This window comes from Streptomyces sp. NPDC040718 (assembly GCF_055593565.1).
Window position 1 is genome coordinate 140,037 of sequence record NZ_JBVIXO010000013.1, and the last position, 13,619, is coordinate 153,655.

The following is a 13,619-nucleotide window of genomic DNA, read 5'->3' on the forward strand; positions in this document are numbered from 1 at the left end:
TGGGTTCTACTTCCGCTGGTGGCCGTTCGGGGCCGGGTGGGCATCGTCGTACTTGGCGTACGCGTCGACGATACGGCCGACCAGCTTGTGCCGGACGACATCCTCGGACGTGAGCCGCGAGAAGTGGATGTCCGGCACCCCGTCGAGGATCTCCTGGACCTGGCGCAGACCGCTCTTGGCGCCGCCCGGGAGGTCGACCTGGGTGACGTCACCGGTGACGACGATCTTCGAGTCGAAGCCGAGCCTCGTCAGGAACATCTTCATCTGCTCGACGGTGGTGTTCTGCGCCTCGTCCAGGACGACGAAGGCGTCATTGAGGGTGCGACCCCTCATGTAGGCCAGGGGCGCCACCTCGATGGTGCCGGCGGCCATGAGCCGGGGGATGGAATCCGGGTCGATCATGTCGTGCAGGGCGTCGTAGAGCGGCCGCAGGTACGGGTCGATCTTGTCGAAGAGCGTGCCCGGCAGGAAGCCGAGCCGCTCCCCCGCCTCGACGGCCGGGCGGGTCAGGATGATCCGGCTGACCTGCTTGGACTGCAGCGCCTGGACCGCCTTCGCCATGGCGAGGTAGGTCTTGCCGGTACCGGCGGGGCCGATGCCGAAGACGATCGTGTTCTTGTCGATCGCGTCGACGTACCGCTTCTGGTTGAGGGTCTTGGGGCGGATGGTGCGGCCGCGGCTGGAGAGGATGTTCTGGGTGAGCACCTCGGCCGGGGTCTCCGTGTCACCGCCGCCGCTCCCGTTCGCCTTGAGCATGGCGATCGAGCGTTCCACTGCGTCCTCCGTCATCGGCTGCCCGGTGCGGAGCACCAGCATCATCTCGTCGAACAGGCGCTGGATCAGGGCGACTTCCGCCGCCGCTCCGATCGCGCTGACCTGATTGCCCCGAACATGGATGTCGGCCTTCGGGAAAGCCTTTTCGATCACGCGCAGCAGGGCGTCGCCCGAGCCGAGCACGGTCACCATCGGGTGCGTCGCCGGGACCGTGAAGTGGGCTCGCGCCTGGCCCGGCGCCGGGGTGTGGGCTGTCGGTGTCTGAGTCATGGGCCGGCACTGTGGCCTGCGCATACCTCCCACTGAGGGGCCGATCCGTTCGCCGGCCTCCGGAGTACCAAGGGTACGTCCACCCCGGTACGGACCCGAGGGGTTTTCCGGGCGGGGCGGGGAATGGCTAGACCGGGTGCCGGAAGCCGATGGTGGGGACCGCGCGGCGGCGGGCGGAGGGGGTGGCGCCGGGCGGGACGAGGGCGTCGAGGAAGGCGTAGCGGTCCCTCAGGGCGTCGGGGGCCGTGCGCCACCAGTGGGCCACCTCGGGCCAGCCCGGGGCGGAGAGGGAGCCGCCGAACTCCTGTACCGACAGGGCGGCCGTCAGCCCGGCGAAGGCCAGCCGGTCGGCGAGCGGCCACCCCGCGAGGCTGCCGGTGACGAACCCGGCCACGTACACGTCCCCCGCGCCCGTCGGGTCCAGGGCGTCCACCGTGATCGCGGGCACTTCCGCGGTCTCCCCGGTACGGCCGTCGACCGCGTACGAGCCCTCCGAGCCCATGGTCACCACCGCGACCGGGACCTTCTCCGCGAGGGCCCGGGCCGCGGCGCGGGGACACTCGGTCCGGGTGTAGCGCATCGCCTCTCCGGCGTTGGGGAGGAACGCCTCGCAGTGCTGGAGGTCGGCCAGGGCGCCCAGGTCCCACCGCCCGGTCTCGTCCCAGCCGACGTCCGCGAAGATCCGCGAGCCCCGGCGGGCCGCCTCGGAGATCCAGTCCTCGCCCTGCCCGGTACCGAGCGAGGCCACGGCCGCCCGGGCCTTCGGGGGGCACCACGGGAAGGGGCCGGGCCCCGACGGGGGCGGCGCCTCGTGGCCGTGCGAGACCATCGTGCGCTCGCCCTCGTACGCCATGGAGACCGTGACGGGGCTGTGCCAGCCGGGGACGGTGCGCGACATGGACAGGTCGATGCCCTCGCCCTGCTCCAGGGCGTCCCAGCAGTACTCGCCGTAGTGGTCGTCGCCGAAGGCGGCGGCCAGCGAGGTGCGCAGGCCCAGCCGGGCGAGGGCGGTGGCCATGTTGGCGACGCCGCCGGGGCTGGAGCCCATGCCGCGCGCCCAGGACTCCGTACCGCGCACGGGGGCGGAGTCGAGGCCGGTGAAGATGATGTCGAGGAAGACCGTGCCGGTCAGGAAGACGTCGCAGCCCGGCTCTTGGGGGTCGCGCACCGGGCCGAGGGGGTCGAGGGTGATGCGGCTGTCCCGACTGGTCACGGTGTGCTCCCCGTTGAAGTGTCGTTTCTGCGAGCGGGCCGGCAAGCTGCCGGTCCTGCCCGGCCCCGGCAGGACCAAACCCCAGTGTGACGCACGTCACCGGAGACCCGCTCCGCTTCGGCCCAAGAGCCACTAGCGCTTCGGCAGTGCCACCCGCCCCAGATCCGCCGCGACCGTCAGCTCCCCCTCGAACCCCGCCGCACGGGCCTCGCGTTCGAACTCCGACGGGTCCGCGTACCGCTGCGAGAAGTGCGTCAGCACCAGGTGCCGCACACCGGCGTCCCGCGCCACCCGCGCCGCCTGTCCGGCGGTGAGGTGGCCGTGGTCCTCGGCCAGCCGGACGTCCGCGTCGAGGAAGGTCGACTCGATGACCAGCATGTCGCAGCCCTCAGCCAGCGCGTCCACGCCCTCGCAGAGCCGGGTGTCCATGACGAAGGCGAACCGCTGCCCCGCCCGGTGCTCGCTGACGGCCTCCAGCGTGACCTCGCCCTCCGGCCGCTCCAGGCACCCTTCGCGCTGGATCCGCCCCACGTCCGGCCCCTTGATCCCGTACCGCGCGAGCAGCGCCGGGACCATCCGGCGCCCGTCCGGCTCCGTCACCCGGTAGCCGAAGGACTCCACGGGGTGCGAGAGCCGCCGGGCCTCCAGGACGTACGAGGGCCCGCTCGCGAGGACCCCGTCCGCGGCGACCGGTTCCTCCCGCAGCGACACCGTCTCCCGGTAGGCGGTGGCGTACCGCAGCCGGTCGAAGAACTTCTGCCCCGAGGCCGGGTAGTGCGCCGTCACGGGGTGCGGGACCTGGTCGAGGTTGATCCGCTGGATCACCCCGGCCAGGCCGAGGCTGTGGTCGCCGTGGAAGTGCGTGACGCAGATCCGGTTGATGTCGTGCGCCGCGACCCCGGCCCGCAGCATCTGCCGCTGCGTGCCCTCGCCCGGGTCGAAGAGGATGCCCTCGCCGTCCCAGCGCAGCAGGTAGCCGTTGTGGTTGCGGTGCCGGGTCGGGACCTGGCTGGCGGTGCCGAGGACCACGAACTCTCGTACGGACACGGCTTATCCGGGCGGCCACTGGAGGCCGCGGCCGCCCAGGACGTGCAGGTGCGCGTGGAAGACGGTCTGCCCCGCGCCGGCGCCCGTGTTGAACACGACCCGGTAGCCCTGGTCGGCGATCTTCTCCTCGGCGGCGATCTCCCCGGCCTCACGCAGTATGTCGGCGATCACGCCCGGCTCGGCGGCGGCGAGGGAGGCGGCGTCGGGGTGGTGCAGCTTCGGGATGACGAGCACGTGGGTCGGCGCCTGCGGGTTGATGTCCCGGAAGGCGATGGTGGTCTCGGTCTCCCGGACCACGGTCGCCGGCACCTTGCCCTCGACGATCTTGCAGAACAGGCAGTCCGCCTGCGGTTCCCCAGCCATTGCTGCGCCTCCCGTGACGATGATCGGTCGGGGGCATGCTACCCGTGCCCTTGCCCTGGCCGGGCGGGGTCCGGTGTGCACCCCGCCCGGCCGGGCAGGGGTCCTACGACCAGCGGCCCGTCCGCGCCAGCAGAACGGCCGTCGCCGCCGTGCCGGCCGTCGACGTGCGCAGGACCGAACGGCCCAGGCGGTACGGGTGGGCGCCGGCCTCGGCGAAGGCGGCCAGTTCCTCCGGCGAGACCCCGCCCTCGGGGCCGACCACCAGCACCACCGACCCCTTCTCCGGCAGCGGCGCCGTCGCCAGCGCCGCCGAGGGGGTGTCCCGGTCCTCGTGCAGCACCACCGCCAGATCGGCCTGCGCCAGCAGCGCGGCCACCTGCTTCGTGGACATCGCCCCGGCCACCTCCGGGAAACGGACCCGGCGCGACTGCTTGCCCGACTCCCGGGCCGTGGAACGCCACTTGGCCAGGGACTTCGCCCCCCGGTCGCCGCGCCACTGCGTGATGCACCGCGAGGCCTGCCACGGCACGATGGCGTCGACGCCGGTCTCCGTCATGGTCTCGACCGCCACCTCGCCCCGGTCGCCCTTGGGCAGCGCCTGCACCACGGTGATCCGTACGTCGGGCTCCGGCTCCTCCAGCACGGACTCCAGGTCCATGACCACCAGGCGGTCCTTGCCCTCGGCCGCCTTGACCACGCCCTCGACCCAGCGGCCGCGGCCGTCGGTGAGGACCACGTCCTCGCCCGGGGTGAGCCGCTTCACGGACACCGCGTGCCGCCCCTCGGGGCCCTCCAGCACGAACTCCGGCCCCGCCGGAACCTCTTCGACCACGAACACGGGGGCCGTCATGACGATCTCCTCATCTGCAATACGTTCAACGCGCTCTGCGCCTCGGCCAGTTCGGCCGCCAGCACCTCCACCAGCTCCCCGGCCGGCAGCGCCCTGGCCAGCCGGTGCCCCTGGCCCGCCCACAGGGACATGCCCTGCGGGTCCCCGGCCGCCGCGGCCGCCTTCCGCAGCCCGGAGGTCATGTGGTGGACCTGGGGGTAGGCGGCCGGCGCGTACGGCCCGTGCTCCCGCATGAAGCGGTTGACCAGACCCCGCGCGGGCCGGCCCGTGAAGGCCCGGGTCAGTTCCGTGTGGGGGAACATCGGGTCGGTCAGGGCCTTCTTGTGCAGGGGGTGCGCGCCCGACTCCGGGCAGGCCAGGAAGGCCGTGCCGAGCTGCGCCGACTCCGCGCCGGCCGCCAGCACCGCCGCGATCTGCGCCCCGCGCATCAGGCCGCCGGCCGCGGTGATGGGGAGGGCCACGGCCTCCCGTACCTGCGCGACCAGTGCGAGCAGGCCGACGCCGGCCGTGCCGTCGGCCTCCGGGTCGTCGCGGTGGGTGCCCTGGTGGCCGCCCGCCTCAATGCCCTGGACGCAGACGGCGTCCGCGCCCGCCGCCTGCGCGGAGCGGGCCTCGTCGACCGAGGTGACGGTGACGACGGTACGGGTGCCCGCCCCGCGCAGGCGGGCGAGGACTCCGGGCGCGGGCGTGCCGAAGGCGAAGGAGACCACCGGGACGGGGTCCTCCAGCAGGATGGCCAGTTTCGCCTCGTAGCCGTCGTCGCAGTTGCCGACGGTGTCCTCGGGGGCGAGCGAGACCTCGTACCAGCCGGCCTCGCCGGCCAGCTGCCCTCGGTAGGTCTCGACGGCGGCCGGGTCGACGTAGCCGGTCTGCGGCATGAAGAGGTTCACGCCGAAGGGCCGCCTGGTGAGGCCGCGCGTCTGCTTGATCTCCTGGTACATGCCGTCGGCGGTCTTGTATCCGCCGGCGAGGTAGCCGAGCCCGCCCGCCTCGCACACTGCGGCGACCAGCGGCGGGCAGGAGCCGCCGCCCGCCATGGGAGCCTGCACGATCGGGTACCGGGGGAAACCGTTCGGCGCGGAGGACATGGACTGCATCGTGCCACGTCCCGGCCATCGCGCCGAACCGTCGCATTCGCCTGGCATAGTCCGCTTCCCCCGTGTGTCCGGGAATCGCCCCGGGCGGTGTCCCGGAAAGCGCCGAGCCCGGTCCGGGGTCTCCCCGGACCGGGCTCGTACGAGTACCTCGGGCCTGCCCCAGGCTGCGCCGAGCGCCGCCTCAGCGCCCGTTGAACGCGTCCTTCAGGCGGCTGAACAGGCCCTGCTGGCCGGGGGCGAACTGGCCCATCGGCCGCTCCTCGCCGCGCAGCTTCGCGAGCTGGCGCAGCAGTTCCTCCTGCTGGGCGTCCAGCTTGCCGGGGGTGGTGACCTCGACGTGGACGATCAGGTCGCCGCGGCCGCCGCCGCGCAGGTGGGTGACGCCCCGCCCGTGCAGCGGGATGGCCTGGCCGGACTGGGTGCCGGGCCGGATGTCGATCTCCTCCATGCCGTCCAGCGTCTCCAGCGGGCACTTGGTGCCCAGGGCCGCGGCCGTCATGGGGATGGTGACCGTGCAGTGCAGGTCGTCCCCGCGCCGCTGGAAGGTCGGGTGCGGCAGCTCGTGGATCTCCACGTAGAGGTCGCCGGCGGGGCCGCCGCCGGGGCCGACCTCGCCCTCGCCCGCGAGCTGGATGCGGGTGCCGTTCTCGACACCGGCGGGGATCTTGACGGTGAGGCTGCGGCGGGAGCGGACCCGGCCGTCGCCCGCGCACTCGGGGCACGGGGTCGGGACCACGGTGCCGAAGCCCTGGCACTGCGGGCAGGGGCGCGAGGTCATGACCTGGCCCAGGAAGGACCGGGTGACCTGGGAGACCTCACCGCGGCCGCGGCACATGTCACAGGTCTGCGCCGAGGTGCCGGGTGCGGCGCCCTCGCCGGAGCAGGTGCCGCAGACGACGGCCGTGTCGACCTGGATGTCCTTGGTCGTGCCGAAGGCGGCCTCGTCCAGTTCCAGGTCCAGGCGGATCATGGCGTCCTGGCCGCGGCGGGTGCGCGAGCGCGGGCCGCGCTGCGAGGCCTGGCCGAAGAAGGCGTCCATGATGTCGGAGAAGTTGCCGAAGCCGCCCGCTCCGAAGCCGCCCGCGCCGCCACCGCCGCCCGAGGAGGACAGCGGGTCGCCGCCGAGGTCGTGGACCTGCTTCTTCTGCGGGTCCGAGAGGACCTCGTAGGCCGCGTTGATCTCCTTGAAGCGCTCCTGCGTCTTCGGGTCCGGGTTCACGTCCGGGTGGAGCTCACGGGCGAGCCGGCGGAAGGCCTTCTTGATCTCGTCCTGCGATGCGTCGCGGCGCACGCCGAGTACGGCGTAGTAGTCCGTGGCCACTTACGACTCCGCCAGGATCTGTCCGACGTAACGTGCCACTGCGCGTACCGCTCCCATCGTTCCGGGGTAGTCCATGCGGGTCGGTCCGACCACGCCGAGTTTGGCGACTGCTTCGCCGCCCGAACCGTAGCCGACGGACACGACCGACGTGGAGTTGAGTCCCTCGTAGGCGTTCTCGTGACCGATGCGTACGGCCATCCCCGACTCTCCGGCCTCACCCAGCAGCTTCAGGAGCACGACGTGCTCCTCCAGCGCTTCGAGCACGGGCCTGATCGTCAAGGGAAAATCATGTCCGAAGCGAGTGAGGTTGGCGGTGCCGCCGATCATCAGCCGCTCCTCCGCCTCCTCGGCCAGCGTTTCGAGAAGGGTCGCGAGGACGGCCTTGACGGTCGCCCTGTCGTCGATCTCGAACGACTCCGGAAGGTCCTGCACCAGCTGCGGCACGTCGGTGAAGCGACGGCCGACGACCCTGCTGTTCAGGCGTGCCCGCAGGTCGGCGAGGGAGGTCTCGCCGAAGGGGGTCTGGGTGTCGACCAGGCGCTGCTCGACCCGCCCGGTGTCGGTGATCAGTACGAGCATCAGCCGGGCCGGGGCCAGCGACAGCAGCTCGACGTGCCGCACCGTGGAGCGGGTCAGCGACGGGTACTGGACGACGGCGACCTGCCGGGTGAGCTGCGCGAGCAGCCGTACCGTGCGGCCGACCACGTCGTCGAGGTCGACGGCGCCGTCGAGGAAGTTCTGGATGGCCCTGCGCTCGGGCGTCGACAGCGGCTTGACGCCCGCCAGCTTGTCGACGAAGAGGCGGTAGCCCTTGTCCGTGGGGATCCGGCCGGCGCTGGTGTGGGGCTGGGCGATGTAGCCCTCCTCCTCCAGCACGGCCATGTCGTTGCGCACGGTGGCGGGCGAGACGCCCAGCCTGTGCCGCTCGGTGAGGGCCTTGGAGCCGACGGGCTCCTCCGTCCCGACGTAGTCCTGGACGATGGCGCGCAGTACCTCGAGTCTGCGTTCGCTGAGCATCGCGCACACCTCCGGATGCGGTCGGTCGTCGGTCTGGCCGTCGGGGGCCGGTCCTGGCTTGTTGGCACTCTTCGCGTGTGAGTGCCAGAGATCCCCCGGTCAGTGTACGGCCGGGTAGTACGCCGCAGGCAAGGGCGGCCCGCCAGGGTAGCGTCACCGCATGGACGTGCGTTGGGAAGAGACGGGCTGGGAAAAGGTCACCGGACGGGTCGGCCGGCGGCGGCTGCCGGTGTGGGACTGCACGGTGGGGCTGGTGGTGGGGGACGAGTCGGTGCTGCTGATCGACCCCGGATCGTCGGTGCGCGAGGGGGCGCAGGTGCGGGCCGAGGCGGAGCGCCTGACGGGCCGCCGCGTGACCCATATCGCATTCACCCACGGACATTTCGACCACGTGCTGGGCGGGGCGGCCTTCGCGGGCGCCGAGTTCTTCGGGGCGGTGGGCCTGGACCGGCTGCTGTCGACCCCGACGGGCCGCGAGGAGGTGCGGGTGAGCGCGTTCCGGCAGGGTCTGGCGGAGGCGGAGGCCACGGAGGCGGCGGACCTGCTCCAGGCGCCCCGGCACCTGGTGTCGGGCGAGTGGACCCTGGATCTGGGCGGGGTGCAGGTGCTGCTGGCGAACGTGGGGCCCGCGCACTCCGAGCACGACCTGGCGGTCTTCGTGCCGGGCGAGCGGGAGGCGGTGTTCTGCGGGGACCTGGTCGAGGAGTCGGGCGAGCCGCAGGCCGGCTCGGACGCGGTGCCGGGCCAGTGGCCGGCCGCCCTGGACCGGCTGCTGTCGCTGGGCGGGGACGACGCGGTGTACGTGCCGGGTCACGGAGCGCTGGTGGACGCGGGCTTCGTGCGTGCGCAACGCGCCACACTGGCGGCCCGGTTCGGCGTGTCGGGGGCGTGAGGGCGCCGGCTCTCCTAGTGTCGGCCGGATGCGTGAGTACTCCCCCGACCTGACCCCGCAGTGGAAGCGCCCCAAGCCCGTGCCCGAGGTGCCGGCGGATCCGGACCTGGTGGTCGAGGTGGCGGGTACGGACTTCTGCGGCGCGGTGGTGGCCTGCGAGGCGGGCACGGTGACCCTGGAGGACCGCTTCGGCAAGCGCCGGGTGTTCCCGCTGGAGCCGCGCGGCTTCCTGCTGGACGGCGCCGTGGTGACCCTGACCCGCCCCGCGCGGGGCCCGGCCGCGCCGGCCCGCACGGCCTCGGGCTCGATCGCCGTCCCGGGGGCGCGGGCGCGGGTGGCGCGGGCGGGTCGGATCTACGTGGAGGGGCGGCACGACGCCGAGCTGGTCGAGCGGGTCTGGGGCGACGACCTGCGGATCGAGGGCGTGGTGGTGGAGTACTTGGAGGGCGTCGACGACCTCGCGGCGGTGGTGGCGGAGTTCGCCCCGGGCCCCGACGCCCGTCTCGGTGTCCTGGTGGACCATCTGGTGCCGGGCTCGAAGGAGTCCCGTATCGCGGCCTCGGTGACGGGCCCGGACGTGCTGGTGGTGGGACACCCGTACGTGGACGTCTGGCAGGCCGTGAAGCCGTCGGCGCTGGGCATCCGGGCGTGGCCGGAGGTCCCGCGCGGCCAGGACTGGAAGACGGGTGTCTGCCGGGCCCTGGGCTGGCCGGAGAACACCGGGGCCGCCTGGCAGCACATCCTGTCCCGCGTGACGTCCTACCGCGACCTGGAGCCGACGCTGCTGGGGCGGGTGGAGGAGCTGATCGACTTCGTCACGGGTAGCGGTGAGGCCTGACGCCCTGGAAGGTGCCGAACTCACTCGTATCCAGCTCGATGCCGAGCGGCTCCAGCGGCACCGACTCGCCGAACTTCGACAGCCGTTGCGATCGGTAGTCGGCATCGTCCCCCTTGCCGACCGGAACGGTCAGCAGGACGCATTGCGCAGCGATCGGGTCGATGATCAGATAAGCAGGCACCTTCCCGGCGGCGTAGATCGAGCGCTTGACCACGTAGTCCCTGTCGACGCTGGTCTTCGAGACGACCTCCACCACCAACGTGATCAGTTGCGATGGCAGGAGACGTCCCGACCCCGGGTTCGCCTCGCGATCAAGGACCACCAGGTCGGGAACGGGCTCGCTCGCCTCGTCGACGATGTCGACGTCCTGGGTCTGGAGCCGTACCCACCGCTTGCGCGGGATCTGGTCCTGCACGTCCTCCACGATCAGGTTGCGCACCAGATCGGGACCGGCCATCATCACGATTTCCCCCCGGAGGAGCTCGGCCTTAACGCCCTCGGGAGGCTCGAACCCCGCGAAGAATTTGGCCATCCCATGCTCGTCCACAGCGGTCATCTCCGTGGTCCTCCACATCCGCCGCGTACTGTCGGCGGCAGCCTACGGACAGCGTAGGCAGGACGAGCCCTGTTACGGGGGGATTCACCCGGGCGGGGGATCAGTCCACCAGGTCCCGCACCACCGCGTCCGCCAGGAGCCGCCCGCGCAGGGTCAGGACCGCCCGTCCGGCCTCGTACGGGGCCGGTTCCAGCAGGCCGTCCGCCAGGGCGCGGCGGGAGGCCGCCAGGCCCGCGGGGGCGAGCAGGGAGAGCGGGACGCCGTCGACGAGGCGGAGCTCCAGCAGGATCCGCTCCACGCGGCGGTCCTCCGCCGACAGGAGCTCGCGGCCCGCGCCCGGGGAGCGGCCCTCCGCGAGGGCGGCCGCGTAGGCGCCGGGGTGCTTCACGTTCCACCAGCGCACCCCGCCCACGTGCGAGTGGGCGCCGGGGCCCGCGCCCCACCAGTCGGCGCCGCGCCAGTACAGCTCGTTGTGCAGGCAGCGGCCGGCCTCGGAGGTGGCCCAGTTCGAGACCTCGTACCAGGAGTAGCCGGCCTCGGCCATGACGGAGTCCGCGATCAGGTACCGGTCGGCGTGGACGTCGTCGTCGGTCATCGGGACCTCGCCGCGGCGGATCCGGCGGGCCAGCTGGGTGCCCTCCTCGACGATCAGGGCGTACGCGCTGACGTGGTCGGGGCCCGCGCCGAGCGCGGCCTCCAGGGAGGCCCGCCAGTCGTCGTCGGACTCGCCGGGGGTGCCGTAGATCAGGTCGAGGTTGACGTGCTCGAAGCCGGCCGCGCGGGCCTCGGCGACGCAGGCCTCGGGGCGGCCGGGGGTGTGGGTGCGGTCGAGCACCTTCAGGACGTGCTGCTTCGCGCTCTGCATGCCGAAGGAGATCCGGTTGAACCCGCCGGCGCGCAGCTCGGCCAGGTACTCCGGGTTCACGGACTCCGGGTTGGCCTCGGTGGTGACCTCGGCGTCCTCGGCCAGCCCGAACTCGTCTCGGATCGCCGCGAGCATGCGTACGAGGTCCCGGGCGGGCAGCAGCGTGGGCGTGCCGCCGCCGACGAAGACGGTCCGCACGGCGCGCGGGTCGTCGCCGAGCACCTTGCGGGCGAGGCGGACCTCGTCGATCAGGGTGTCGGCGTAGTTCTCCCGGGAGGCGAGCACGCCGCCGGTGCCGCGCAGCTCGGTGGCGGTGTAGGTGTTGAAGTCGCAGTACCCGCAGCGGGTGGCGCAGTACGGGACGTGCAGGTAGAACCCGAGCGGCCGCTCCCCGGCGCCCTCCAGGGCGTGCGACGGCAGCGAGCCGTCTTCGGGCATGGGGTCACCATCGGGCAGTGCGGAAGGCATGACGCCATTGTCCCGCACCGCCCCATGGTCGTTTACGCCCTCGGCCCCGGGGCGGGGTCAGGCCTCCCTGGAGCCCTCGTACATCTCCTCGATGAGGTGCTTGAACTCACGCTCGACGACCGGCCGCTTCAGCTTGAGGCTGGGCGTGAGGTCGCCGTGCTCGACGTCGAGGTCGCGCGGCAGGATCCGGAACTTCTTGATCGTCTGCCAGCGCTGGAGGTTCTCGTTGAGGGTCTGTACGTAGGTCTCGACCAGCCGGCTGGTCTCGGGCGCGGCGAGGACCTCGCCGTACGTCTTGCCCTCCAGGCCGTTCTCGGCGGCCCAGCCGAGGATGGCGGGCTCGTCGAGGGCGATCAGGGCGGAACAGAAGTTCCGGTCGGCGCCGTGCACGACGATGGTCGACACGTAGGGGCAGATCCCCTTGAACTGGCCCTCGATCTCCGCCGGGGCGACGTACTTGCCGCCGGAGGTCTTGATCAGGTCCTTCTTGCGGTCGGTGATGCGCAGGTAGCCGTCCGGGGAGAGCTCGCCGATGTCGCCGGTGTGCAGCCAGCCGTCGCTTTCGAGGACCTCGGCGGTCTTCTCGGGCTGGCCGTGGTAGCCCTGCATGATGCCGGGGCCGCGCAGCATGACCTCGCCGTCGTCGGCGATGCGGACCTCGGTGCCGGGGAGCGGCTTGCCGACCGTGCCGGTGCGGTAGGCCTCGCCGGGGTTGACGAAGGAGGCCGCGCTGGACTCGGTGAGGCCGTAACCCTCCAGGATGTGGATGCCCGCGCCGGAGAAGAAGTAGCCGATCTCGGGGGCCAGGGCGGAGGCACCGGAGACGGCGGCGCGCAGGCGGCCGCCGAAGGCGTCGCGGAGCTTGGAGTATACGAGCGTGTCGGCGACCTTGTGCTTGGCGGAGAGCGCGAAGGGGGCGGTGGCCCGGCCGGTGCGACGGTAGTTGTCCTGGGTGACCTTGGCGTACTCGCGGGCGACGCCCACCGACCACTGGAAGATCTTGTACTTGGCCCCGCCGCCGGCCCGGGCCTTGGCGGCCACGCCGTTGTAGACCTTCTCGAAGATGCGCGGGACGGCCGCCATGTAGGTGGGCTGGACGACCGGCAGGTTCTCGATGATCTTGTCGATGCGGCCGTCGACGGCGGTGACGTGGCCGACCTCGATCTGACCGGAGGTGAGCACCTTGCCGAAGACGTGGGCCAGCGGCAGCCACAGGTACTGGACGTCGTCCGAGTTGATCATGCCGGTGGCCACGGTGGCCTTGGCCATGTACGACCAGTTGTCGTGCGGCAGGCGGACGCCCTTGGGGCGGCCGGTGGTGCCGGAGGTGTAGATGAGGGTGGCGAGCTGGTCGGGGGTGATCGCCGCGATCCGGTCCTTGACCGCGGCCGGGTGTTTGGCGAGGTACTCCTTGCCGCGCTCCTCCAGCTCGGCGAGGGAGAGCACCCAGCCCTCCGGATCGCCCTCGGCGGGGACGGCGTCGGCCGCCTCCAGAACGACCACGTGGGCGAGGGCGGGCAGGTCGGCGCGGCGCTCGCGCGCCTTGGCCAGCTGGGCGGCGTCCTCGGCGATCAGCACCCGGCTCTCGGAGTCCGAGAGGATGAAGGAGGACTCCTCGGCGTTGGTGCTGGGGTAGATGGTGGTCACCGCGCCGCCGGCGCACATCACGCCGAGGTCGGAGAGGATCCACTCGACCCGGGTGTTGGAGGCGAGCGCGACCCGCTGTTCGGAGCGCAGGCCCAGGGCGATGAGCCCGGCGGCGATGGCGAAGACCCGGTCGGCGGCCTGCCCCCAGCTGAGCGACTTCCAGTCGTCGGGACCGCCCTCGCGGCCGGCCGCGGCCACGGGGAAGCGGTACGCCTCCCCGTTCGGCGTGGCTGCGACGCGGTCAAGGAAGAGGGCCGCCACAGTGGGCGGACGGTTCTCGATCAAGGTCTGTGTGTCGCTCACGGACGTCCTCCGGACCACGCGGCAGGGCCTGTTCGGGCATGACTACGGGCATGACTACGGGCTTGTAACTGGCGAGTAACCAGTGCTCAGAGTAGGGG

At 72.3% G+C, this 13,619-nt stretch carries 13 protein-coding genes; 2 read left to right on the forward strand and 11 right to left on the reverse strand.

The features are described 5' to 3' along the window. Positions 1-6 precede the first annotated feature (6 nt). The 8 genes from ACZ597_RS27965 to hrcA form a co-directional block, all read right to left on the reverse strand. On the reverse strand, positions 7-1,044 hold the full coding sequence (locus tag ACZ597_RS27965) for a PhoH family protein (RefSeq protein ID WP_385770075.1): 1,038 nt from the start codon (positions 1,042-1,044) through the stop codon (positions 7-9). Positions 1,045-1,171: 127 nt separating this feature from the next. Further along, positions 1,172-2,257 (reverse strand): carbohydrate kinase family protein, encoded by a 1,086-nt coding sequence (locus ACZ597_RS27970; RefSeq protein WP_471335518.1) that lies wholly within the window; start codon positions 2,255-2,257, stop codon positions 1,172-1,174. Between the two features lie 132 nt (positions 2,258-2,389). Further along, positions 2,390-3,304 carry a ribonuclease Z gene (locus ACZ597_RS27975; RefSeq protein WP_471335521.1) on the reverse strand — a complete coding sequence of 305 codons (915 nt, stop codon included), beginning with the start codon at positions 3,302-3,304 and terminating at the stop codon, positions 2,390-2,392. 3 nt (positions 3,305-3,307) lie between these two features. Further along, on the reverse strand, positions 3,308-3,667 hold the full coding sequence (locus ACZ597_RS27980; RefSeq protein WP_471335524.1) for a histidine triad nucleotide-binding protein: 360 nt from the start codon (positions 3,665-3,667) through the stop codon (positions 3,308-3,310). A 103-nt stretch (positions 3,668-3,770) separates the two neighbouring features. After that, positions 3,771-4,517 (reverse strand): 16S rRNA (uracil(1498)-N(3))-methyltransferase, encoded by a 747-nt coding sequence (locus tag ACZ597_RS27985; RefSeq protein ID WP_471335526.1) that lies wholly within the window; start codon positions 4,515-4,517, stop codon positions 3,771-3,773. Next, on the reverse strand, positions 4,514-5,605 hold the full coding sequence (locus ACZ597_RS27990) for a nitronate monooxygenase (RefSeq protein WP_471335529.1): 1,092 nt from the start codon (positions 5,603-5,605) through the stop codon (positions 4,514-4,516). The genes ACZ597_RS27985 and ACZ597_RS27990 overlap by 4 nt, the downstream gene beginning before the upstream one ends. 190 nt (positions 5,606-5,795) lie before the next feature. Further along, entirely contained in the window at positions 5,796-6,935 is a 1,140-nt protein-coding gene (dnaJ, locus tag ACZ597_RS27995; RefSeq protein WP_471335532.1) for a molecular chaperone DnaJ, read from the reverse strand. Further along, entirely contained in the window at positions 6,936-7,952 is a 1,017-nt protein-coding gene (gene hrcA / locus ACZ597_RS28000; RefSeq protein ID WP_030226948.1) for a heat-inducible transcriptional repressor HrcA, read from the reverse strand. A 160-nt stretch (positions 7,953-8,112) separates the two neighbouring features. Here hrcA and ACZ597_RS28005 point away from each other — a divergent pair, with 160 nt between their 5' ends. Both ACZ597_RS28005 and ACZ597_RS28010 read left to right on the forward strand, forming a co-directional pair. Beyond that, on the forward strand, positions 8,113-8,844 hold the full coding sequence (locus ACZ597_RS28005; protein WP_471335535.1) for an MBL fold metallo-hydrolase: 732 nt from the start codon (positions 8,113-8,115) through the stop codon (positions 8,842-8,844). 28 nt (positions 8,845-8,872) lie between these two features. Continuing rightward, positions 8,873-9,682, forward strand: coding sequence for a DUF3097 domain-containing protein (locus tag ACZ597_RS28010; RefSeq protein WP_471335538.1), 810 nt, complete (start codon positions 8,873-8,875; stop codon positions 9,680-9,682). Here the strand turns inward: ACZ597_RS28010 and ACZ597_RS28015 are convergent. The 3 genes from ACZ597_RS28015 to ACZ597_RS28025 all read right to left on the reverse strand — a co-directional run bounded on the left by ACZ597_RS28015 (position 9,660) and on the right by ACZ597_RS28025 (position 13,521). Then, on the reverse strand, positions 9,660-10,238 hold the full coding sequence (locus tag ACZ597_RS28015; RefSeq protein WP_471335541.1) for a Uma2 family endonuclease: 579 nt from the start codon (positions 10,236-10,238) through the stop codon (positions 9,660-9,662). The two genes, ACZ597_RS28010 and ACZ597_RS28015, sit on opposite strands and share 23 nt — an antisense overlap. Positions 10,239-10,338: 100 nt before the next feature. Next, complete coding sequence (gene hemW, locus ACZ597_RS28020; RefSeq protein ID WP_471335545.1) at positions 10,339-11,571, reverse strand: radical SAM family heme chaperone HemW; 1,233 nt, start codon at positions 11,569-11,571, stop codon at positions 10,339-10,341. Positions 11,572-11,628: 57 nt separating this feature from the next. Continuing rightward, on the reverse strand, positions 11,629-13,521 hold the full coding sequence (locus tag ACZ597_RS28025; RefSeq protein WP_471335548.1) for an AMP-dependent synthetase/ligase: 1,893 nt from the start codon (positions 13,519-13,521) through the stop codon (positions 11,629-11,631). Positions 13,522-13,619: the final 98 nt, after the last annotated feature.

Bases quoted from the DNA above. Each gene is read 5' to 3' on its own strand.
- ACZ597_RS28015 (WP_471335541.1), bottom strand. From the start codon at position 10,238: ATGACCGCTGTGGACGAGCATGGGATGGCCAAATTCTTCGCGGGGTTC.
- ACZ597_RS27985 (WP_471335526.1), bottom strand. From the start codon at position 4,517: ATGACGGCCCCCGTGTTCGTGGTCGAAGAGGTTCCGGCGGGGCCGGAG.
- ACZ597_RS27980 (WP_471335524.1), bottom strand. From the start codon at position 3,667: ATGGCTGGGGAACCGCAGGCGGACTGCCTGTTCTGCAAGATCGTCGAG.
- ACZ597_RS28005 (WP_471335535.1), top strand. From the start codon at position 8,113: ATGGACGTGCGTTGGGAAGAGACGGGCTGGGAAAAGGTCACCGGACGG.
- ACZ597_RS28010 (WP_471335538.1), top strand. From the start codon at position 8,873: ATGCGTGAGTACTCCCCCGACCTGACCCCGCAGTGGAAGCGCCCCAAG.
- ACZ597_RS27990 (WP_471335529.1), bottom strand. From the start codon at position 5,605: ATGTCCTCCGCGCCGAACGGTTTCCCCCGGTACCCGATCGTGCAGGCT.
- ACZ597_RS27965 (WP_385770075.1), bottom strand. From the start codon at position 1,044: ATGACTCAGACACCGACAGCCCACACCCCGGCGCCGGGCCAGGCGCGA.
- hrcA (WP_030226948.1), bottom strand. From the start codon at position 7,952: ATGCTCAGCGAACGCAGACTCGAGGTACTGCGCGCCATCGTCCAGGAC.
- hemW (WP_471335545.1), bottom strand. From the start codon at position 11,571: ATGCCTTCCGCACTGCCCGATGGTGACCCCATGCCCGAAGACGGCTCG.